Origin of the sequence: Sinorhizobium meliloti, from assembly GCF_017876815.1 — a bacterium.
Lineage (GTDB): Bacteria > Pseudomonadota > Alphaproteobacteria > Rhizobiales > Rhizobiaceae > Sinorhizobium > Sinorhizobium meliloti.
In genome coordinates this window covers 3,316,105-3,336,134 of sequence record NZ_JAGIOS010000001.1, presented here as the reverse complement: position 1 = coordinate 3,336,134, position 20,030 = coordinate 3,316,105, and the positions used below count along the sequence as shown (strand labels likewise).

Sequence of the window (20,030 nt, the reverse complement as noted above, 5' to 3'; positions counted from 1 at the left end):
CATGAGTGATTTGAAGCCGTTCGTCGCCAAAGTCGCAGCGCGCGAGGCACTGAGTCGCGAAGATGCGCGCGCGGCCTTCGAGATCATCATGTCCGGAGCCGCCACGCCATCGCAGATCGGCGGTTTTCTGATGGCGCTTCGGGTGCGCGGCGAAACGGTCGACGAGATCGTGGGTGCGGTCGGCGCGATGCGCGCACGCATGTTGCCCGTGGAAGCGCCCGACGGTGCGATCGACATCGTCGGCACCGGCGGCGACGGTGCCGGTACCTACAACATTTCGACGCTGGCCGCGCTGATTGTCGCGGGTGCCGGTGTACCGGTCGCCAAGCATGGCAACCGTGCGCTCAGCTCGAAGTCCGGAACGGCCGATGCGCTCTCGTGCCTCGGGGTCAATCTCGATATCGGGCCTGCGGTGATCTCGCGCTGCATTGCCGAGGCCGGTCTCGGCTTCATGTTCGCCCAGCAGCACCATTCGGCCATGCGCCACGTCGGTCCGACGCGGGTGGAACTCGGAACGAGGACCATCTTCAATCTGCTCGGCCCCCTCGCCAACCCGGCCGGCGTCAGGCAGCAACTCGTCGGTGTCTACGCGCCGCAATGGGTCGACCCGCTCGCGGAAGTGCTCCGCGATCTGGGTTCGGAAAGCGTCTGGGTCGTGCATGGCGAAGGGCTCGACGAGATCACCACGACCGGCGTGACCAAAGTGGCCGCGCTCAAGGACGGCACGATCACCAACTTCGAGCTGACGCCCGCCGATTTCGGCCTCGAACGGGTGTCGCTCGATGCCTTGAAGGGCGGAGACGGAGCCCATAATGCCGCTGCGTTGCAGGCCGTTCTCGACGGTGCGGAAAATGCCTACCGGGACATTTCCCTTGCGAATGCCGCCGCTTCGTTGATGATAGCAGGGCGCGCCGGCGACCTGTCCGAAGGCATGGCGCTGGCCCGGCAATCGCTTTCGAGCGGCGGCGCCAAGGTCGCCTTGCAGCGGTTGATCACCGTCTCGAACGCGGCTTGAGGAGAAGACATGACGGATATCCTGCGCCGCATCGAAGCCTATAAGCGAGAGGAGATCGCCGCCGCGAAAGCGCGCGTTCCGCTCGAAGAGTTGAAGGCGCGGGCCGCCGATCAGTCCGCGCCGCGCGGTTTCCACGCCGCGCTTGCGGCCCGGCGGGACAAAGGCGAGTTCGGGCTGATCGCCGAAATCAAGAAGGCGAGCCCCTCGAAGGGTTTGATCCGCCCGGATTTCGATCCTCCGGAACTGGCGAAGGCCTATGCCGCGGGCGGCGCCGCCTGCCTCTCCGTCCTTACCGACGCGCCGAGCTTCCAGGGTGCGCCGGAGTTCCTGACGAAGGCACGCGAGGCCTGCCCGCTCCCGGCTCTGCGCAAGGACTTCATGTTCGACACCTATCAGGTTTTCGAAGCGCGCGCCTGGGGCGCCGATTGCATTCTGCTGATCATGGCCTCGCTTGGCGACAATGATGCGCGCCGGCTGGAAGAAGCCGCATTTGCACTCGGCATGGATGTCCTCGTCGAAGTACACGACGCGGAAGAGATGGAACGAGCACTTCGCCTGTCATCTCCGCTCGTCGGGATCAACAACCGCAATCTCAGGACGTTCGAGGTCGATCTCGCCGTCTCCGAAAGGCTCGCGGCAATGGTTTCCGCAGACCGTCTCCTGGTCGGCGAAAGCGGCGTATTCACGCACGAAGACTGCCGGCGCCTAGAGAAGAGCGGGATTACCACCTTCCTGGTCGGTGAAAGCCTGATGAGGAAGGACGACGTAGAGGCGGCGACGCGTGCGCTGCTGACCGGCTCGGCAAGCATCATGGCGGCAGAGTGATGAGCGGGCCGGCCCTCACCCATATCGACAGCGCCGGCGAAGCCAGCATGGTCGATGTCGGCGACAAGGCCGAGACGGTCCGTGTCGCTGTCGCGGAGGGCTTCGTCAGGATGAAGCCGGAGACGCTGGCTCTGATTCGCCAAGGCAATGCCAAGAAGGGCGACGTTATCGCGACCGCACGGCTCGCAGGCATCATGGCCGCCAAGCAGACATCCAGCCTCATTCCGCTCTGCCATCCCTTGATGCTGACGAAAGTGTCCGTCGATATCACGCCGGACGACGCCCTTCCCGGTTTGCGCGTCGAGGCAATGGCGAAGCTGACCGGACGGACGGGTGTCGAAATGGAGGCGTTGACTGCCGTCAGCGTCGCCTGCCTGACGATATACGACATGGCCAAGGCCGCTGACCGGGAAATGGAAATCGGCGGCGTGCGGCTGGTCAGCAAGTCGGGCGGGCGCTCCGGCGATTATCACCGCGCGGGAGAGATGCGCTGATGTCGCTTCTTTCGGTCGAGGAAGCACTACAGAGAATTTTGGCCAGGGCCAATCCGCTGCGACGGACGGAGCGCCTTGCGCTGCATGAATGCCTCGGACGGGTGCTTGCCGAGAACGTAGCGGCCAAGCTGACCCACCCCCCTTTCGACAATTCCGCGATGGATGGTTATGCCGTCCGCCACGAGGATATCGCCGAAGTCGGAGCGGAGCTCTCCGTTGTCGGCGAGTCCGCCGCAGGACGCCGTTTTCGCGGCGGCGTGAAGGGCGGGGAGGCCGTACGCATCTTCACCGGCGCGCCGGTACCTGCAGGCGCCGATACCGTCATCATTCAGGAAGACACGGAAAAACTGCCGGACGGACGCATCCGCACCCTGTTTGCGCCGGCAAAGGGCCGCCACATCCGTTTGGCGGGCCAGGATTTCCTGGCGGGTGACGTCGCGCTTTCCGCCGGCAGCGCACTCGACGCCGGCCGCCTGACGCTCGCGGCCGGCATGAATCATCGGGAGCTGCCGGTTTTCGCGCGACCGAAAATCGCAATCATCGCCACGGGCGACGAATTGTTGCCGCCGGGAAGTTCCCTTGGCCCCGACCAGATCATCGCTTCGAACAGTTTCGGGATCGCTGCGGTTGCCCGCGACAACGGGGCCGAAGTTCTTGATCTCGGCATCGTCGGCGACGATCGGACAGCGATCGCCGGCGCCGTCGCCAAGGCACAGGCAGCCCAGGTGGACGTGCTCGTCACCCTCGGAGGAGCTTCGGTCGGCGATCACGATCTCGTCCAGTCGACGCTTCTCGGCTGCGGCATGACGCTTGATTTCTGGCGCATCGCCATGCGACCGGGAAAACCGCTGATGGTCGGGGATCTCGACGGCGTCACGGTGCTCGGCCTTCCGGGAAACCCCGTTTCGAGCCTCGTCTGCGCCCTGCTCTTCCTCGAACCTCTGACGCGCAAGCTTGCGCATCTGCCGCCCCGTTCGAGACTGGTCGATGCACGGCTCGCCGCAACGCTGCCGGCCAATGACCGGCGCCAGGATTATATACGTGCCCGCCTCACGCTCGAGGCGGACGGTTCGCTCGTAGCGCATCCCTTCCCGCGCCAGGATTCGTCCATGGTCAGCATTTTCGCGCAATCCGATGGGCTGATCGTGCGGCGACCGGGTGCTCCCGAAGCCGCGAGCGGAGAGGCATGCAGCGTTTTCAGGCTCAGAGATCCCGCCTGACTTGACGTCGCGGTGGCGAAAACGATCAGCGATCGGCGAAAAAGGCTGGAGAGCTGAGCTACGGCGCCCTGCCGGCGGGAGTTTTTTCCCGCGCCGCTTTCCGAAACAACGAAGCCGATGCGAGCCAGAGCATTGCGAACAAGGCATTGACGGCAAGGATCTCCAGCGGCGGACTTGCCGGGTAACCCATTCCTGCGGCCACCGCGACCGCGGCGACCAGCGCCTGCGCGAGCGCCGTTGCGAAGAAAGCACGTGCCATTCCGGCCGGCCGGAAGCGCGCAATGAAGGCGCTGATGATGCCGACCGCCAGCACGCCGCCACAGAGGAGATTGGCGGGGTCATCCTCGGTCCCGACGATGCCGACCGCGAGATTCACCCACGTCAGGAGGAATGCTGTCGCGAGCGCAAGGCCGATGGCGGCGCGGTATGCGCTGCTGGCCGAGAACCTCGCTGACAACTCGTAGACGCCGCCTGCGGAGATCAGCATGGCTGCGAAGATAGCGAAATCGGCGACATCCCAGGCCACTTCCTCCGTGACTTGCATCGCCAGCAAGGGCAGCAGCATAAGCGCTGCGGCCGCGCCCCACGCCGCTCTCCTCCAGAGTCTCCCGCGTCCGTTACGATTCTCCGCCTTCGCTGCCATCTGCATCGCCTGCGCGCATCCATCCTGGACTACTTCCAGGCGGATCACGGTGATTTTAGGTCGGATCGACCTGAAATCATGAATGTGATCGATTCTGATGAGTTGAGAGGCGGAATGTCGCGGAAACCCGCGTCATGAGAGTGCCTCACCGGCCCGGCTGACGAGGATCTTGTCGATGCGTCGGCCGTCCATGTCGATCACCTCGAAGCGATAGCCGTGCGCCTCGGCGGTGTCGCCCTCCTCCGGAGTCTTGCGCAACTGCTGCACCAGGAAGCCGGCTATGGTTTCGAAATCGCCGTCCGCGTCGATTCCATCGATGCCGATCTGGAGGTGGATTTCATCGATCGGCGTCCGTCCGTCTACGAGATAGCTGCCATCGTCGCGCTGGCGAATGAGGGCGTGCTCCGAATTATCATAATTCGAAGGGATGACGCCGACGATCGCCTCAAGGATGTCGGCGGTGGTGATGATCCCCTCCGTGCTCCCGTACTCGTCGACGATCATCGCCATATTGATACTGGACGACTTGAAGGCTTCGAGCGCCTTCAGACAGGAGGCCGTCTCCGGCAGGGTAAGAATTTCGCGGACATAATCGCGGATGTTGAAAGGCGCGGCCGGCGCAACATTCAATATCTCCTTGGCAAGGACCGCGCCAATGACATCACCCGACGGGCCGTCGATCACCGGATAACGCGAGTGGCCGAACTGCCGGATCTTCTGCCCGATCGTCTCCAGGCTGTCGTGAACGTCGATGAAACTCACCTCTGTACGGTGTGTCATGATCGATTTGACGTTGCGGTCGCCGAGGCGGATGATTCGCCGCAGCATCTCGTGCTCGCTCTTCTCGATGGCGCCGCTTTCGACGCCTTCCGCCATGATGGCCTGCACTTCCTCTTCGGTGACCCGATCGGAATCTTCCGGCCTCATGCCCATGAGCCGCATCGCGATAGAGGCCGCCGTTTCGAAAATATAGACGACCGGCGCCACGATACGCGAAAGCAGCGCCATCGGACCGGCGACGAACATGGCCAGCCCTTCGGGATTTCGGAGCGCCAGCTGCTTGGGGATGAGCTCGCCGATGACCACCGACAGAAATGTAATCAGCGTGACGACCAGTGCGACCGCGATCGTGTCGCCGTAAGGGCTGATCCAGCCGATGTCGTTCAGGAACGGCGCAATCTTGGCAGCGATCGTCGCGCCGCCATAGGCGCCGGCGAGGATGCCGACAAGGGTGATGCCGACCTGTACCGTCGACAGGAACTTGCCCGGGTCCTCGGCGAGCTTGAGCGCGGCCTCCGCGCGCCGGTTGCCCTGCTTCACCATCTGACGAAGCAGCGGTTTGCTTGCCGAGACGATTGCCATTTCCGACAACGCGAAGAAAGCGTTGATCAAAAGCAGAAGGAAAATGACAAGAAGCTCGAACATAGTCTCCGGTTCACCGTTGAAAAAGGGGCGGCCTCGCGACTGCCCCCATCCCAGATAGGCTAAGCCGCAAGTTCGGGCAAGGTCACCTGCAGGATTTCACGGCAGGAGCTAAGGTGCGCGACGAGGTTCCGGTCAAGCCTTCGCCTTGCCTCCGCTCAGCGCCTGACGGATACGCGCACGCCCCACCTTGATCACGTGCTCCATCGCCAGGCGTGCAGCCGCCTCGTCCCTTTTGCCGATCGCCTCGACGATGCGGATATGGTTGCGCGCAACCTCGTCGATACCGCCTTTCTCGGCGGTCGGCGAACTGAGCTTGAAGACGCCCACAAGGGCTGCCTCGATCAAGCCGCCGACGGTACGCAGAAAGGGATTGCCGGACGCTTCGATGACGGAGAGATGAAACTTGAGGTCCGCTACGGCGAGACTCTCGGGGGTGTGACTCGCCTCGCCCATGGCGACGGCGAGCCGCATCATCCCCGCGATTTCCGCGTCCGATGCGTTTCTTGCGGCCAGTGCCGCGGCATGCGTCTCGAAGGCCAGCCGCACCTCGCTCAGATGATAGAGAAAATCCTCGTCGACGCCGCAGGCGAAGTGCCAGGTGAGAATGTCGCTGTCGAAGAGGTTCCACTCCTTGCGGGGCGTGACGCGTGTGCCGATCCGGGCGCGCGGTACGATCATGCCCTTGGCGGCAAGCGTCTTCATCGCTTCGCGCAGTACCGTCCGCGAGACGCGGAAACGCAGCGCCAATTCAGGATCTCCGGGGAGAATGCTGCCGACCGGGAACTCGCCCGAAACGATCGCCTTGCCGAGCTGATCCACGACCTGTGCATGGCTCGTCCGCTTCGGCGTGCCGGATATCACGGTCTCAAGCACGCTCTTCAACCAATCCTCCCCAGGAAACTCCTCATCGTCAGCGTGATTCTTGCCGGCGACGATCAACACTAGATCGAATAGACGATTCCTGAAAGGCCTGCAGAGAGCTGCAGGTAGGCCGGGTCGGACTATAGAAAACCCCGCGCGCGAGGCGCGGGGTTGCCGTGTTTCGGACGTTCGACTATTGCGGCAGCTTGTCGTCGACGCCTTCGACATAGAAGTTCATGCCGAGCAGCGTCGCGTCGTCGGCAGTTTCGCCCTCTTTCAGCCACGGGCTGCCGTCCTGCTTGTTGAGCGGACCGGTAAACGGCTTCAGCTCGCCGGATTTGATTTTCGCCTCCGTCGCTTCCGCCATCGCCTTCACGTCATCAGGCATGTTCGTGTAGCGCGCCATGGTCAGGATGCCGTCCTTCAGACCATCCCAGCTCGAAGTCGTCGACCACGTTCCATCGAGGAAGGCCTTGGTGCGCTTCACGTAATAGGCGCCCCAGGTATCGACGATCGCAGTCAATTGCGTCTGCGGGCCGGCGGCAATCATGTCGGATGCCTGACCGAAGGCCTTGATACCGCGCTCGGCGGCGACCTGCATCGGCGCGGTCGTGTCGGTATGCTGCGTGATGATATCGACACCCTGATCGATGAGCGCCTTGGCGGCGTCCGCTTCCTTGCCCGGATCGAACCAGGTGTTCGCCCATACGACCTTGATCTTGAAATCCGGATTGACCGCCCGGGCACCGATGACGAAGGCGTTGATGCCCATCACCACCTCGGGAATCGGGAAGGAGGCGATATAGCCGGCAACGCCCTTTTCGGACATTTTCGCGGCGATCTGGCCCTGGATGTAACGGCCTTCGTAAAAACGGCTGTTATAGGTGGCGACGTTCGGCGCGGTCTTGTAGCCGGTCGCGTGCTCGAACTTCACATCCGGGAATTTGCCCGCGATCTTGATCGTTGCATCCATGAAGCCGAAGGAGGTGGTGAAGATCAGGCCGCAGCCGGAACGCGCCAGGCGCTCGATCGCGCGTTCGGCGTCCGGACCTTCCGGCACGTTTTCCAGGAACTGCGTTTCGATCTTGTCGGCGAGTTCCTTTTCTAGCTCCTGGCGGCCGATGTCGTGGGCCTGGGTCCAGCCGCCGTCTGTCTTCGAGCCGACATAGATGAAGCAGATCTTTGCCTTTTCCTGAGCGCTTGCGGCCGGCGCGATGCCGAGCACGGCGACGGTGGTTGCGAGGGCGACGAGTAGTTTTTTCATTTTTGACCTCTGTCGGTTTGAGAAATGTCCGTCTGGCTGTTGTTCTTCACCGGTCCGGCACAAACGGCTTGCCGAGCGATGCCGGCGTGTTGATCAGGGTCATGCGCCGGTTATGCGATATGAGAATGAGTACGACAATCGTCGCGAGATAGGGAAGCGCAGTGAGAAACTGCGAGGGAATGCCGATGCCGAAGGCCTGGGCATGAAGCTGACTGATCGATACGGCTCCGAAGAGATATCCTCCGGCGACGACTCGCCAGGGCCGCCACGAGGCGAAAACCACCAATGCCAGCGCGATCCAGCCCCGGCCGGCCGACATGTTCTCCACCCATTGAGGCGTGTAGACGAGCGACAGTTGCGCGCCGGCAAGTCCGGCGCAGGCGCCGCCGAAAAGAACGGCCAGGTAGCGGGTGAGAATGACGTTCACGCCGAGGGCGTGGGCCGAGGCGTGGCTGTCGCCCACCGCCCGCAACTTCAATCCCGCACGGCTCCTGAACAGAAACAGATGGACGCCCACCACGATCGCGACCGACGCATAGAATATGGCGTCCTGCCGAAACAAAAGCGGTCCGACCACGGGTATCTTCGACAGGAGCGGGATCGCGATCGGCTGCAGCTTGATCCCCTGCATGCCGAGGAAACTTTCTCCGAGCATCCCGGAAACGCCGAGCCCGAGGAGAGTCAGCGCCAGGCCGGTCGCTACCTGGTTGGCAACAAGCGTCAGCGTCAGGAAGCCGAACAGCAGCGAAAACACGGCGCCGGCAGCAATGCCGGCAAGAATTCCGACATAGGGCGAGCCGCTGAGCTGCGTCGCCGCGAAGGCGCAGACAGCTCCCATGATCATCATGCCTTCGACGCCGAGATTGAGCACGCCGGACCGCTCGGCGACGAGTTCGCCCAGGGCGGCGAGGACCAGCGGCGTCGCAGCCGTGATGACGCTGAAGAGGATTGCTTCGACTATGCCCATCAGTGCGCCTCCTCCGTCCTGACCGCTGCGAAGCGGTCCCACACCAGCCGGATGCGGTAGTGAATGAGCGCGTCGCAAGACAGCACGAAGAACAGCAGCAGCCCCTGGAAGACGCGCGTCACCTTTTCGGATACGCCGATCGAAAGCTGCGCGGCCTCGCCGCCGAGATAAGTCAACGCCAGGACGAGACCGGCGGCCACGATTCCGAGCGGATTGAGCCGGCCGAGGAACGCGACGATGATAGCCGTGAATCCGTAACCGGGCGAGATCACCGGACGCAGCTGCTGCATGGCGCCGCTCACTTCCGAAATACCGGCGAGCCCCGCCAGCGCGCCGGAAAACAGCATCGAGAACCAGATCATCCTGCGCGAGGAAAAGCCGGCAAAGCGCCCTGCCCGCTCGGACTGGCCGAGAACGGTGATTTCGAAGCCCTTCAACGTATAGCGCATCATGAACCACACCAGCACCGCCGCGATGATCGCGAAGGCAAAACCCCAATGCGTACGCCCCGAGGCGAGCATTTCGGGAAGGATCGCATCCGCGCCGAACGTTCGCGTTTCCGGGAAGTTCATGCCCTGCGGGTTGCGCCAAGGGCCACGTACGAGCCAGTCGAGAAAGAGCTGGGCCACATAGACCAGCATCAGGCTCGTCAATATCTCGTTCGTATTCATATGCGCCTTCAGGAAGGCCGGTATCGCCGCGAAGAGCGCTCCGCCAAGCATGCCGAGAAGCATCATCAGCGGCAATATCAACGGTGACTGCCAATCGTAGAAGAGTACCGGCAGGGCCGAGCCGGCGATTGCGCCCATGATGAACTGACCCTCTGCGCCGATGTTCCAGTTGTTGGAGCGGAAGCAGACGGAGAGCCCGACGCCGATCAGGATCAGCGGCGCCGCCTTGATCGCGAGTTCGTGCAGCGACCAGACCTCGCTCAGCGGCTCCACGAAAAAGCTGTAGAGCGCGGTTACCGGATTCTTGCCGAGAAGTGCGAACATCACGCCGCCGAAGACGATGGTCAGCGCAAATGCGATGAACGGCGAAAGGATGGAAAACAGCGTCGAGGCCTTCGCGCGCTTTTCGAGTTCAATGCGCATGCGCCGCTCCCTCGCCTTCGGCCTGGCCTTGCGCCTGGCCATGCATGCCGCCCATCAGGAGGCCGATCTTTTCGCGCGAAAGTTCGCGGGCAGGATAGGGATCGGAAAGACGCCCGTCGCTGATCACTGCGATCTCCGTCGCCACCTCGAATATCTCGTCGAGGTCCTGGCTGATCACCAGCACGGCGGAACCGGCCTTTGCGAGATCCACGAGGGCCTGGCGTATGCGGCTCGCCGCCCCGGCGTCCACGCCCCAGGTCGGCTGGTTGACGACGAGCACGGCCGGCTGCCGGTCGAGTTCCCGTCCGACGATGAATTTCTGCAGATTGCCGCCCGACAGCGAACCGGCCGGCGGGTCCTCGCCGCTCTTGCGCACGTCCATCGCCTCGGCAATCCGCTTCGTCGCCGCCTTGACGGCGCCGTGGCGGATGATCTTCAGTGCGCCGCCGCCGAGGAAAGCCCGGCGATCCGATTGGCTGCGCGCGAGCACAAGGTTGTCGGAGAGCGACAGCGCCGAGACCGCGGCGTGCCCATGGCGTTCCTCCGGCACGAATCCGGCGCCCATCAGACGGCGCGCATTGATGTTCCTGGTCCCGACCGGCCGCTGGCGGATCTGGATGGCATCGTCGTCGGCCAACGGATATTCGCCCGAAAGCGCGTCGAAAAGCTCGCTCTGCCCGTTGCCGGCCACTCCCGCGATCGCCAGTACCTCGCCCGCCCTGACCTTCAGGCAGATGTCCTTCAGCGAGACCGCAAAGGGCGTGCGCGCCGCGACCGTAAGATGCCGCGCCTCCAATTGCACGTCGCCTCTGGTGCTCGTGCCCTCCGGTGTGACGACCGCGACATCGCTGCCGACCATCATTCTTGCCAAAGAGGCGGGCGTTTCCGCGCGCGGATCGCAGGCGCCGGTTACCTTACCGTGTCTCAGCACCGTCGCGCGGTCGCAGATGCGCTGCACTTCCTCGAGACGATGGCTGATATAAAGGACGGAACGCCCCTCCGATCGCAGTTTCTGCAGCGTCTCGAAAAGGCGGTCCGCTTCCTGCGGCGTCAGCACCGAAGTCGGTTCGTCGAGAATGATGAGCTGCGGGTTCTGCAGGAGAGCCCGGACGATTTCGATCCGCTGCCTTTCGCCGACGGAGAGATCGGCGACATGTGCCTTCGGATCGAGCGGCAGGCCATAGATGCGCGACAGCCGTGACGCCTCCTCGGCGACGCGGGCGAGCGAAACGGCCCGGTCCATGGAAAGGGCGATGTTCTCGGCGACCGTCAGGGCCTCGAACAGGGAGAAATGCTGGAAGACCATGCCGATGCCGAGCCGGCGGGCGTCGCTCGGGCTGGCGATGCGGACATTCGCCCCCTGCCACATGATCTCGCCGGCGCTCGGCGCGAGCACGCCGAACAGCATCTTCACCAGCGTCGACTTTCCCGCGCCGTTCTCGCCGAGCAGCGCGTGGATTTCTCCGGGTTCTATCTGCAGATCGATTGCATTGCAGGCCGCGAACGAGCCGAACAATTTCGTAAGGTTGCGAACGGCCAGCAGCGGGCCGCTCGCGGTTTGTCCCTTTTCAGGCACGCTGCCCTCTTTCCCCTCTTCGATCCCCGCCCGCCTTACTGCACGCTTGCTTTGATCGTACCCGATCAATCGACAGGAACCTGCAGCAACGTGAAGACTACAGCGACCTTCGCGTCCGATAAGACGCCGGCGCCGTAAGGCTTCGGTCAGGGAATCAGCAATGTCGTTCCACTTGTTTTTCTTGTTTCGAGATCCGTATGCGCCCGACCGGCTTCGGCGAGCGGATAGGTCTGGTTGATATTGATACGCACTTTGTTGCTTTGCACAACATCAAACAGGGAATTTGCACATGCCTCCAGGGCCGGCCGGGTCGCGACGTAAGTGAAGAGCGTCGGGCGCGTCGCATAGAGCGCACCCTTCTGCGCCAGGATGCCGATGTTGAAAGCATCCACCGGCCCGGAGGAATTGCCGAAGCTGGCCCAGAGACCGCGCGGCTTCAGGCAGTCGAGCGAGGCCGGATAGGTGTCGCGCCCAACGGAATCATAGACGACGTCGACGCCGCGCCCTCCGGTCAAGTCCTTGACGCGCTCGACGAAATTGTCCGTGCGGTAGTTGATGACGTGGTCGTAGCCATGGGCAAGAGCCAGATCGATCTTCTCCTGCGATCCGGCCGTTCCGATCACCGTCGCACCAAGTGCCTTGGCCCACTGCCCCGCAATGAGCCCGACGCCGCCGGCGGCGGCGTGAAAGAGCAAGGTCGTCTCCGGGCCCACCTTGAAGGTCTGGTTGAGAAGGTATTGCGCGGTCATGCCCTTGAGCATCATCGCAGCCGCCGTCTCGAGGCTGATTCCCTCCGGCACCTTCAAGAGTTGCGAGGCGTCTACGTTGCGCTCGCTGGCATAGGCGCCATCAGCGGATGCGTAGGCGACGCGGTCGCCGACCGAGAACATGCTCACCCCGTCACCCACTGCAGTCACTACTCCGGCGCCTTCCTTGCCCGGAATGAAGGGAAGCCCGGTCGCCGACTTGTAAAGGCCGGTGCGAAAGTAGACGTCGATGAAATTGAGGCCGATCGCCACCTGCCGGATCTGCACTTCGCCGGGTCCGGGCGCCGCCAGCGTAACGCCCTCCATCTTCAGAACTTCCGGTCCGCCAAGTTCGCGAACGACGATCGCCTGTGCCATGTCCAACTCCTAACCGATTGCAATGATTTCGCGCCGAGCCTATCGATCGCGCTCAGGCACGCCCGAGTTTCGGGAAGATCTGCAGTATGAAACCGATGACGTAGAGGTAAAGCCCGGTTGCCACGACGCCCACCACTACCCAGGGCGGGGTCTCGAAATGCAGGAGCAACGCATACATTCCGAGCACCGACCAGACGAGAAAGATGCCGAGATTGAGCGGCCTCAGCCTTTTCACACGCACCGGATGCAGGAAGTTGATCGGCAGGAACGTCAATATCACCGATAGGAAAACGACAATCGATGCAGTGACTTCGCTCGCCTGGATCACAAAAAGGGTGAAGACGACCATATTCCAGACGACCGGAAATCCGGAAAAGAAATACTCGTCCGTCTTCATTCCCATGTCCGCATAGTAGATAGCGCTGGAAACCACGATCGCGCCGGCGGCCACGAACGACCAGGGTTCGCCGATCATGCCGCTCTGGTAGAGCGCGAAGGCCGGCAGCAGCACATAGGTCACGTAGTCGATGACGTTGTCGAGCGTATCGCCGGACCAGTTGGGCAGCACCTCCTTGACCTGGACCTTGCGGGCGATCGGCCCGTCGATGCCGTCGACGAGCAAGGCCAGACCGAGCCACCAGAACATGTCGACGAAGCGGTGCTCTGCCGCAGCGACGACACCGAGAAAGGCCAGGAACGATCCGGACGCTGTGAGGATATGCACGGAAAAGGCGCGTATTTCCGCGTAAGGAACGCGTCTGTAATTGAAGAACTTCATGTGCGAAGCCGCCCTGTCCCTTGTCCCGTCCCTCTGCGCCGCCGGTCAGCCGCTATTTCAGCACCGGCACCGCTTTGGCCGTAATATGCACCGTTTGCCGAGCATCGCCAGCAAATTCCAAACGTTCGTCGCCTTGGGGCGGCATTGTCCTGTGGACATGCGGCGCGTGCCCCTGCGCTGAATCTGCCCATTTATTTCAATGAGCTAAGCGGCTAGAACTAATGCATGTCGCCCGAAGATGCGGGCACGAAGCAACACGCTGAAGGGCTTCGGATGAATGCGGGCACTTCAGGCTGTGATATCGAGACGAAAGCGGGCAACCGCATGGGAGGTCCTGTCGACCATGGATCACTATGACATCGCAATTATCGGCGCGGGGCTTGCCGGCTCTCTGGCGGCGATCGCTCTTGCCCGCGAAGGTCACCGCGTGGCGCTCGTCGGCCCGCGGCCTGCCATCGCCGACGGCCGCACCACCGCGCTCATGGACCAGTCGATCGAATATCTGAAGAAGCTCGATCTTTGGGGTGAGGTCGAGCCGCTGACTGCGCCGCTCGTCGCCATTCGCATCCTCGACGGGACCTCGCGGCTTTTTCGGGCGCCTCCGGTCAATTTCCGCGCCTCCGAAGTAGGCCTCGATGCTTTCGGCTACAACATTCCGAACGCGCCCTTCCTGGAGATTCTGGAACGGCACGAAGCGGGACTGCCGACGCTCGAGCGTGCGACCGCCGCGGCAACGAGATTCGACATCGACGGCGCAGAGGTTCGGATCGGTCTTGGCGATGACCGCTCGATTACTGCCGACCTGGTGGTCGGCGCAGACGGGCGACGCTCGGCGGTGCGCGAGGCCGCCGGGATCGGCGTTCGCACTTGGTCCTATCCGCAGGCCGCTATCGTCCTGAATTTCAGCCACGAACTGCCGCACCAGGACGTTTCGACCGAGTTCCATACGGAGGGCGGTCCGTTCACGCAGGTGCCTCTTCCCGGCAACCGCTCGAGCCTGGTCTGGGTTCGCAAGCCCCGGGACGCCGAGGAGACGCTGACGCTTGCACCGGACGTCCTCTCGCGCACCATCGAGGACCGAATGCAGTCGATTCTCGGCAAAGTCACGACGGAGGGAATGCCGCAATCATTTCCGCTTTCCGGCCTTTCCGCCCGTCGTTTCGGCAAGGGCCGCACCCTGCTCGTCGGCGAAGCCGCCCATGCCTTTCCACCAATCGGGGCCCAAGGGCTGAACCTCAGTCTTCGCGACATCATGACCCTTGTCGATCTCATCGGCCGGCCAACCGGCAGCCGCCTGCCGGCAGACACAGGCGACCGCTTCGATGGCCGGCGGCGCGCCGACATTCTCAGCCGAACGGCGAGCGTCGACCTGCTCAACCGTTCGCTGCTCTCCAATTTCCTGCCGGTGCAGGCCCTGCGTGCGGCCGGCCTGCATCTCCTCTCCTCTGCGGGGCCGTTGCGCGGACTTTTGATGCGCGAGGGAATACATCCCGGCAGCGCGCTGCAGGCGTTCAAGGAGGGTTTACGGGAACAGATCCGCCGGAAGAGCGCCTGAGCGTATCAGATAAAGCAGGCCGGTCACCGTCGCGACCGAAAGCAACGTCGTGATGAGGATCGTCGCCGATGCCCGCTCCTGCCAGACGCCGTATTGCTGGCCGATCACGAAGACATTGGTTGCGGTCGGCAAGGAGGCGAGCAGCACGGCTGTCTGTACCCAGATGGGATCGTAGGCACCGCCAAGGCTGAGCGCCAGGTACATGAGCACCGGATGAAGCACGAGCTTCGCCGGAACGATGTAGCCGATCTCTGCAGGAATACGCTTGAGCGGGCGCAGCGCAAGCGTGACCCCCATCGCAAAAAGGGCGCAAGGCGCCGCCGCTTGCGCCAGATAGTCGATAAGCCGCTGCAGCGGCAGCGGGGGTTCGAAAGAGAGAAAAGCCGCGGCGACGCCGGCAAAGGTCGACAGGATGAATGGATGAAACGCTATTCGGCGCGCAATGCCGAGTGCGACGACTGCCGGCTTCTGCTTGCTGCCGCCCGCAGCCGCCATCATCGCCGGAGCGACGGTGAAATGCGCTGCATTCTCGAAGCAGAAGATCAGCGCTACCGGAACGGCCGCCGTCTCCCCGAGGGCCAGCAGCGCCAGACCGGGGCCCATGTAGCCGATATTGCCATAAGCACCGGCGAAGCCCTGCATCGTCGCCTCGGCAACCGTATTGCGGCGCAGGAACAGCCCTATGGCGAAGATCAGCGCAAAGACGACATAGGTCGTGCCCACGCTGGTCAGGATGAAATCGGCACGGGTAAGCTCTTCCACCGGCGTGCGCGATACCAGCTTGAAGAAGAGCGCCGGCAGCGCCAGGTAGACGATGAACGTGTTCAGCCAGCCCATCGCCTCGCCCGGATGGTCGACGAGTCGCGCCGTCAGGTAGCCGAGAAAGATGAGGCCGAAGAACGGCAGCACCAGACCCGTGATTTCCGCCATGATCTCCCTCGCCGCTGCAGAAGCGCTTCCAGGAAAAATGCGTAGCGGTTTTCCGTCTGGAAGTGCGTTGTTCAAAAACTCAGCGCTTCCCGGAAAAGTGGGTAAGGTTTCCCCGTCCGGAAGCTGTAGCTGGGCGTGCTTAGCCGATTTGGGAGAGAATTGGGAAGGTCTGCTGGAACCAGATCGCGACGGAACTGACGAAACCGAAGAGGAAAGCAAGGCCGGCGGCGACAAGCAGAGCGCCCATCAGCTTTTCGATGAGCCCCAGATGGCGGCGGAAACGCGAAAGAAAACGCATGAAGGCACTGGAAAAGCCCGCCGCGATCCAGAACGGTACTGCGAGTCCGAGCGAATAGATCGCCAGCAGAGCAGCGCCGTCGGCGACCGTATCGCGCGCGGCGGCAACACCCAGGATGGTGCCGAGTACCGGGCCGATACACGGTGTCCAGCCGAAGGCGAAGGCAAGGCCCATCACATAGGCTCCCGACAGGGTCGCCGGCTTGCCGCCCTGGAAACGTGCCTCGCGGGCAAGCAGTCCGATCCGGAAGACCCCGAGGAAATGCAGCCCCATGATGATGATGATGATCCCGCCGATGCGCGAAAGAAGATCGAGATGCTGCCTGAGCAAAAGACCGATCGAAGAGGCGCCTGCTCCGAGCGCCACGAAGACCGTCGCAAAGCCGAGCGTGAAGAACAACGCCGCCGGCAGCACGGCCCTGCGCGTGCTTGCGGTTGCCACTGCATTTCCGTCCCGGAACTGATCGACGGAAACGCCTGCCATGTAGCACAGGTAAGGCGGCACCAGAGGCAGGACGCAGGGCGAGAGAAAGGACAGAGCACCTGCAAGAACGGCGGTCCAGATGGAAATATCTGCAATCGACAAGGTATCAGAACTCCGGCACTCGACTTGCCGCCTTCTTACCCGCATGTATGGAGCGAAACCAATCACCTTTTGGCGATCATTTTGACGCACGGAGCCATAGCCGCGCCGAAGACGAGCGGTCCGCCGCGCAGCCGCTCGCTCCGAATCCATAATCATGGTCTAGGCCTCTTGAGATTCGGGATACCCGCCGCGACTTGTTTGATTTCCTCCTCCCTGTGCTCGTCACAGGGATCCAGCCAGACCAAGTCCTTGGTCTGAAAGAACTCTTCCCGCGCCCGCCGCCGCGGCGCTGCTGGATCTCTGTGACAAGCACAGAGATGAGGGTGAGGAGACATTGCAGTCCTCCGAAAGCTTTCCTAGGCCAGGCAGTCGGTACTCAAGGAATTCAAGTGCATCGCGCCAGGCGTACCCAACAAAACCGACCAGAGCTTCAACGCCATTACCCATCTCGCAGCAGCCGTTATAAACTCGGGCCTCAATGCAATTTTTGGGTTGACCGGCGCAAAGCCTGCGTGCATATGTCCGGCCACTCCGCCGGGCCTCAAGGCCCGGTATGGGAGCGCGTAGCTCAGCCGGTAGAGCAACTGACTTTTAATCAGTAGGTCCAGGGTTCGAATCCCTGCGCGCTCACCACTGCGCCCTTGCCGACGCCATACTCGCGCGCTCTATTGCCTCCCAGTCAGCGCGGTGCCTGTCGGCCCTCACCTATCATAGTGATCTCTTGCGTTTGCCGGCGGCCTGGGCGAATCTCTGATTCCCATTTCTTGAACTGGCATGTGAAACCGATGAGCAGCAAAATTTTTGAGACCTTGACCGGCATGTACTTCACGATGGACGCCCCCGATGGGAGTTACTCCACTGGTCAAGTGATCCGTCTTGCTGCCGAGGGACTCTATTTCGTTCGGTTCGACGGCAACGAGGTTACATTGCCCCTGGAACTCGTGACAGTCGGCGAGATGCTGGACACCACCGAAGAAGAGTACAAGCTCTGGCGGTTTTTCGACACGATCGAGGAACGGGACACGTGGATCGAATGGCTGGACGCGCCGTCTAAGCCGCGGGTCATCTCGCTTGTGAAGCCGACCAAGTAACACGTTCGAACCTGTGACGAATGGCCAATATCGATCAAATAATCATGTTTGGCGCCGGTCTCTGGATGACAGCGTCAGGCTTTGGCTTCGTTCAGACGAACACTCAAATGCCGTGGCTCGTTCAACTTACAAGGCACTTTCTCTGGATGGGGCCGCTGTTGATCGTTATCGCTGTGGTTCTGCTGTTTGCCCCAAGTTAGCGACATAATTTCCGAATGGCCGTAGATGATGGGACGAAGAGGTGAATTGATTGCGGTGGCAGTGATCATCATCTCCGCCTTTGTGCTCGTGTGGCTGCCATTTGCCTTCGGTTGAACGCTGAAAAGATCAGCATGGCGCTTGGACAGGAGCCACGTCTAAGTTGGTGAGCGCGTGTCCGTAAACGCGGCTCCGTTTGACGCCGTTATGCCAGTCCGCCGATTCGAGTTAGTCTTTATGCCTTGGTAGCACTACATCCGTGCTGCGGGCTTCGTATAAAAAGCAATAAATCAAATCGCCCTGCACAACCAGAATTGAGCAAATCACTCGCATCAACACGTGGTCTGGAGTAAGCGATATTGAAGCGTAACGTGCGCGCCATGAGACTGCTCGCCCTGGCGGCCATTCTGATCGCAGTGCTGCTGTTGTTCCTGCTCGTATCCGGATTTGCCGATGTCCCCTGTCAGGACGGCACCTGGGACCCGAACAGATATACCTGCGTACATACAGGGGTGACGTCATGAAGGCTGCCCCTCGGCACTCTCGCATGCTATAAGAGATCGATGACCGAAAACGAACAGCAGTACGAGTTTTCCGAGTTCTCCGGCGAATTCGTCGACGACGACATCATGGTCACTATCGGCATATACCGCCCGGCCGGCAGCAACGCAGACTGGACGCTCGAGGTCGTCGATCAAGAGGGATATTCGACCGTCTGGGATGATCAGTTCGCTACCGACCGCGATGCTTTCCAGGAATTTCTGGCGACCGTCCATCGCGACGGGATACGCAGCTTTCTCGATCAGTCGATCCGCACCGTCCATTGACGCTGCTGATCTGCGCCGATTTGCCCCGTCGCCTTCACGACGGCAGGCTCGTTCCGCCCGCAATGCCGCTGATGTGATCAGGACACGGAAAATCGCGCTTGATGTAAATGTGCAAAAGCGCTTTACCTGCCCATGTATTTTTGAAGAGGCGTACCGGAATCGCGGAATCAGACCTTTCTCGCTGATGAAACCGCAGATAGCGTCTCTGCGCAGCTGCATTCTGGCTGCGTCCCCGAATCCAATGAAGGCAACTGGATGAGGGCTTGCCCCGCCATTGTGCGGGGCTTTTTCGTGGCCGATGGTACAGCTCGGGCAACCAATTCGAGGCACCCGACACGGAATCGTCCGCTCTCCCTCATGCCCATAAGGATGCGGTCGCGACGTCCGTTTGTAGCCCATTTTAGTCAGAGAGTAAGCATTGCGCCTCGAAATAGGTTGTGCTGCAATTCGCACTCAACCGGAGTGCTGCCATGTTCGATAATGAAGAGATCGGCATCCCCTGCCCCGAATGCGGCCATGAGACCAGCAGGCCTGTCGCTTGGGTGAAGGCGAACGACGAACTCCCCTGCAGGAGATGTGGGACCGCCATCGTGTTGGCGAACGAAAAGCACTTGATCACGATAGAGCAAGTCGCCCGGAACATGACGAAACTCAGACGATCGCTGGCAAAGTTCCGCAGGAATGCTCGTGGTGCGCGTTGGCACCGGTGACATCCATCCGCCGCAAAAAGAAATCCCTCCCCGAATAGCGCTTCGAGGAAGGACTGGCGCCCGTGTGAACCGTCGCTAGAAGTTAAAATAGATCGTCACGCCCGGGCGCCGGTGGTAGCGGTGATAGTCACGATAGCTGTAGTGCCTGTAATGGCGGGGATAGCACCTGCCGTAGTAGCGGCAGGAACGCGAAGCGTACCGTCTGTTCCAGTGGCGCTCCGCGCGCCAATGGCGATGGCGCCGGTGATTGACCTGCTCGACGGCGTCGGTCTTCACTTGTTCCGGCATAGGCACGAATATCGGTGCAGCGCTCACCGGAAGGGAAAAAGACGCAGCCAAGACTACGGCTGTGAGGGCGGATAAGAGCTATTTCATGGTCTACTCCTTCTCGCTGCCTATCAGCTTGAGCCATCATGCCTGAACCGCTGATGAACAACGCAACGCCCTCGAAACGGCGCGTATCCAAGGAAAATCGACTATCAACGAAATATATCCTCGAAGTTCGCACGCTTAATCGGGCAATCGTCTGACATTGAGTCGGACTAAAGTC

22 protein-coding genes and 1 tRNA gene are annotated in these 20,030 nt (G+C 61.8%); 11 read left to right on the top strand and 12 right to left on the bottom strand.

Annotation, left to right across the window (positions count from 1 at the left end):
• Position 1: 1 nt before the first annotated feature.
• Genes trpD through JOH52_RS16130 form a run of 4 tightly spaced genes read left to right on the top strand, consistent with a single transcriptional unit; the run spans position 2 to position 3,554 of the window.
• Positions 2 to 1,015: an anthranilate phosphoribosyltransferase gene (gene trpD / locus JOH52_RS16145; RefSeq protein WP_003533254.1), complete on the top strand. Its 1,014-nt coding sequence runs from the start codon at positions 2 to 4 to the stop codon at positions 1,013 to 1,015.
• A 9-nt stretch (positions 1,016 to 1,024) separates the two neighbouring features.
• Positions 1,025 to 1,840, top strand: a complete 816-nt coding sequence (gene trpC, locus JOH52_RS16140; RefSeq protein WP_010969378.1) for an indole-3-glycerol phosphate synthase TrpC — start codon at positions 1,025 to 1,027, stop codon at positions 1,838 to 1,840.
• A complete protein-coding gene (gene moaC, locus JOH52_RS16135; RefSeq protein ID WP_010969379.1) occupies positions 1,840 to 2,334 on the top strand; it encodes a cyclic pyranopterin monophosphate synthase MoaC in 495 nt (164 codons plus the stop codon). Before trpC ends, moaC begins: the two co-directional genes overlap by 1 nt.
• Positions 2,334 to 3,554, top strand: coding sequence for a molybdopterin molybdotransferase MoeA (locus JOH52_RS16130; protein WP_010969380.1), 1,221 nt, complete (start codon positions 2,334 to 2,336; stop codon positions 3,552 to 3,554). The genes moaC and JOH52_RS16130 overlap by 1 nt, the downstream gene beginning before the upstream one ends.
• A gap of 58 nt (positions 3,555 to 3,612) precedes the next feature.
• On the opposite strand, the gene JOH52_RS16125 is transcribed toward JOH52_RS16130, so the two are convergent.
• From JOH52_RS16125 to pcsA, 9 genes are all read right to left on the bottom strand, one after another.
• Positions 3,613 to 4,203, bottom strand: coding sequence for a hypothetical protein (locus tag JOH52_RS16125; RefSeq protein ID WP_014529501.1), 591 nt, complete (start codon positions 4,201 to 4,203; stop codon positions 3,613 to 3,615).
• Positions 4,204 to 4,329: 126 nt separating this feature from the next.
• Complete coding sequence (locus tag JOH52_RS16120; protein WP_010969382.1) at positions 4,330 to 5,622, bottom strand: hemolysin family protein; 1,293 nt, start codon at positions 5,620 to 5,622, stop codon at positions 4,330 to 4,332.
• Between the two features lie 132 nt (positions 5,623 to 5,754).
• A complete protein-coding gene (locus JOH52_RS16115) occupies positions 5,755 to 6,504 on the bottom strand; it encodes a FadR/GntR family transcriptional regulator (RefSeq protein ID WP_010969383.1) in 750 nt (249 codons plus the stop codon).
• 172 nt (positions 6,505 to 6,676) lie between these two features.
• Positions 6,677 to 7,747 carry a BMP family ABC transporter substrate-binding protein gene (locus tag JOH52_RS16110; RefSeq protein WP_013844471.1) on the bottom strand — a complete coding sequence of 357 codons (1,071 nt, stop codon included), beginning with the start codon at positions 7,745 to 7,747 and terminating at the stop codon, positions 6,677 to 6,679.
• Positions 7,748 to 7,793: 46 nt separating this feature from the next.
• Positions 7,794 to 8,714: an ABC transporter permease gene (locus tag JOH52_RS16105; RefSeq protein ID WP_003533228.1), complete on the bottom strand. Its 921-nt coding sequence runs from the start codon at positions 8,712 to 8,714 to the stop codon at positions 7,794 to 7,796.
• The gene (locus JOH52_RS16100) at positions 8,714 to 9,808 is read right to left on the bottom strand and encodes an ABC transporter permease (RefSeq protein WP_010969385.1); all 1,095 of its coding nucleotides are present in this window, start codon (positions 9,806 to 9,808) and stop codon (positions 8,714 to 8,716) included. Before JOH52_RS16100 ends, JOH52_RS16105 begins: the two co-directional genes overlap by 1 nt.
• Positions 9,798 to 11,384, bottom strand: coding sequence for an ABC transporter ATP-binding protein (locus tag JOH52_RS16095; protein WP_003533224.1), 1,587 nt, complete (start codon positions 11,382 to 11,384; stop codon positions 9,798 to 9,800). The genes JOH52_RS16100 and JOH52_RS16095 overlap by 11 nt, the downstream gene beginning before the upstream one ends.
• Before the next feature lie 146 nt (positions 11,385 to 11,530).
• On the bottom strand, positions 11,531 to 12,508 hold the full coding sequence (locus JOH52_RS16090; RefSeq protein ID WP_013844472.1) for a quinone oxidoreductase family protein: 978 nt from the start codon (positions 12,506 to 12,508) through the stop codon (positions 11,531 to 11,533).
• Between the two features lie 52 nt (positions 12,509 to 12,560).
• Positions 12,561 to 13,286, bottom strand: coding sequence for a phosphatidylcholine synthase (pcsA, locus tag JOH52_RS16085; protein WP_003533217.1), 726 nt, complete (start codon positions 13,284 to 13,286; stop codon positions 12,561 to 12,563).
• 343 nt (positions 13,287 to 13,629) lie between these two features.
• Here pcsA and JOH52_RS16080 point away from each other — a divergent pair, with 343 nt between their 5' ends.
• A complete protein-coding gene (locus JOH52_RS16080; protein WP_013844473.1) occupies positions 13,630 to 14,841 on the top strand; it encodes a UbiH/UbiF family hydroxylase in 1,212 nt (403 codons plus the stop codon).
• On the opposite strand, the gene JOH52_RS16075 is transcribed toward JOH52_RS16080, so the two are convergent.
• Positions 14,809 to 15,771, bottom strand: a complete 963-nt coding sequence (locus tag JOH52_RS16075) for an AEC family transporter (protein ID WP_003533213.1) — start codon at positions 15,769 to 15,771, stop codon at positions 14,809 to 14,811. The genes JOH52_RS16080 and JOH52_RS16075 overlap by 33 nt on opposite strands.
• A gap of 139 nt (positions 15,772 to 15,910) precedes the next feature.
• Entirely contained in the window at positions 15,911 to 16,654 is a 744-nt protein-coding gene (locus JOH52_RS16070; RefSeq protein WP_003533210.1) for a cytochrome c biogenesis CcdA family protein, read from the bottom strand.
• A gap of 557 nt (positions 16,655 to 17,211) precedes the next feature.
• Here JOH52_RS16070 and JOH52_RS16065 point away from each other — a divergent pair.
• The 6 genes from JOH52_RS16065 (at position 17,212) to JOH52_RS36150 (ending at position 19,480) form a co-directional block, all read left to right on the top strand.
• Positions 17,212 to 17,287 (top strand) — tRNA-Lys (locus JOH52_RS16065).
• Between the two features lie 152 nt (positions 17,288 to 17,439).
• Complete coding sequence (locus tag JOH52_RS16060; protein WP_010969388.1) at positions 17,440 to 17,745, top strand: hypothetical protein; 306 nt, start codon at positions 17,440 to 17,442, stop codon at positions 17,743 to 17,745.
• A gap of 20 nt (positions 17,746 to 17,765) precedes the next feature.
• Entirely contained in the window at positions 17,766 to 17,945 is a 180-nt protein-coding gene (locus JOH52_RS35080; protein ID WP_013844477.1) for a hypothetical protein, read from the top strand.
• A gap of 369 nt (positions 17,946 to 18,314) precedes the next feature.
• Entirely contained in the window at positions 18,315 to 18,467 is a 153-nt protein-coding gene (locus JOH52_RS16050; RefSeq protein WP_162145857.1) for a hypothetical protein, read from the top strand.
• A 39-nt stretch (positions 18,468 to 18,506) separates the two neighbouring features.
• Positions 18,507 to 18,770, top strand: coding sequence for a hypothetical protein (locus tag JOH52_RS16045; RefSeq protein WP_003530987.1), 264 nt, complete (start codon positions 18,507 to 18,509; stop codon positions 18,768 to 18,770).
• A gap of 470 nt (positions 18,771 to 19,240) precedes the next feature.
• A complete protein-coding gene (locus JOH52_RS36150; protein ID WP_003530986.1) occupies positions 19,241 to 19,480 on the top strand; it encodes a hypothetical protein in 240 nt (79 codons plus the stop codon).
• A 75-nt stretch (positions 19,481 to 19,555) separates the two neighbouring features.
• Here the strand turns inward: JOH52_RS36150 and JOH52_RS16040 are convergent, their stop codons facing one another.
• Entirely contained in the window at positions 19,556 to 19,819 is a 264-nt protein-coding gene (locus tag JOH52_RS16040; RefSeq protein WP_086017816.1) for a hypothetical protein, read from the bottom strand.
• Positions 19,820 to 20,030: the final 211 nt, after the last annotated feature.

Coding starts and splice junctions, on each gene's coding strand:
- trpD (WP_003533254.1), top strand. CDS start 2: ATGAGTGATTTGAAGCCGTTCGTCGCCAAAGTCGCAGCGCGCGAGGCA.
- trpC (WP_010969378.1), top strand. CDS start 1,025: ATGACGGATATCCTGCGCCGCATCGAAGCCTATAAGCGAGAGGAGATC.
- moaC (WP_010969379.1), top strand. CDS start 1,840: ATGAGCGGGCCGGCCCTCACCCATATCGACAGCGCCGGCGAAGCCAGC.
- JOH52_RS16130 (WP_010969380.1), top strand. CDS start 2,334: ATGTCGCTTCTTTCGGTCGAGGAAGCACTACAGAGAATTTTGGCCAGG.
- JOH52_RS16125 (WP_014529501.1), bottom strand. CDS start 4,203: ATGCAGATGGCAGCGAAGGCGGAGAATCGTAACGGACGCGGGAGACTC.
- JOH52_RS16120 (WP_010969382.1), bottom strand. CDS start 5,622: ATGTTCGAGCTTCTTGTCATTTTCCTTCTGCTTTTGATCAACGCTTTC.
- JOH52_RS16110 (WP_013844471.1), bottom strand. CDS start 7,747: ATGAAAAAACTACTCGTCGCCCTCGCAACCACCGTCGCCGTGCTCGGC.
- JOH52_RS16105 (WP_003533228.1), bottom strand. CDS start 8,714: ATGGGCATAGTCGAAGCAATCCTCTTCAGCGTCATCACGGCTGCGACG.
- JOH52_RS16100 (WP_010969385.1), bottom strand. CDS start 9,808: ATGCGCATTGAACTCGAAAAGCGCGCGAAGGCCTCGACGCTGTTTTCC.
- JOH52_RS16090 (WP_013844472.1), bottom strand. CDS start 12,508: ATGGCACAGGCGATCGTCGTTCGCGAACTTGGCGGACCGGAAGTTCTG.
- pcsA (WP_003533217.1), bottom strand. CDS start 13,286: ATGAAGTTCTTCAATTACAGACGCGTTCCTTACGCGGAAATACGCGCC.
- JOH52_RS16080 (WP_013844473.1), top strand. CDS start 13,630: ATGGATCACTATGACATCGCAATTATCGGCGCGGGGCTTGCCGGCTCT.
- JOH52_RS16075 (WP_003533213.1), bottom strand. CDS start 15,771: ATGGCGGAAATCACGGGTCTGGTGCTGCCGTTCTTCGGCCTCATCTTT.
- JOH52_RS16060 (WP_010969388.1), top strand. CDS start 17,440: ATGAGCAGCAAAATTTTTGAGACCTTGACCGGCATGTACTTCACGATG.
- JOH52_RS35080 (WP_013844477.1), top strand. CDS start 17,766: ATGGCCAATATCGATCAAATAATCATGTTTGGCGCCGGTCTCTGGATG.
- JOH52_RS16045 (WP_003530987.1), top strand. CDS start 18,507: ATGACCGAAAACGAACAGCAGTACGAGTTTTCCGAGTTCTCCGGCGAA.
- JOH52_RS36150 (WP_003530986.1), top strand. CDS start 19,241: ATGTTCGATAATGAAGAGATCGGCATCCCCTGCCCCGAATGCGGCCAT.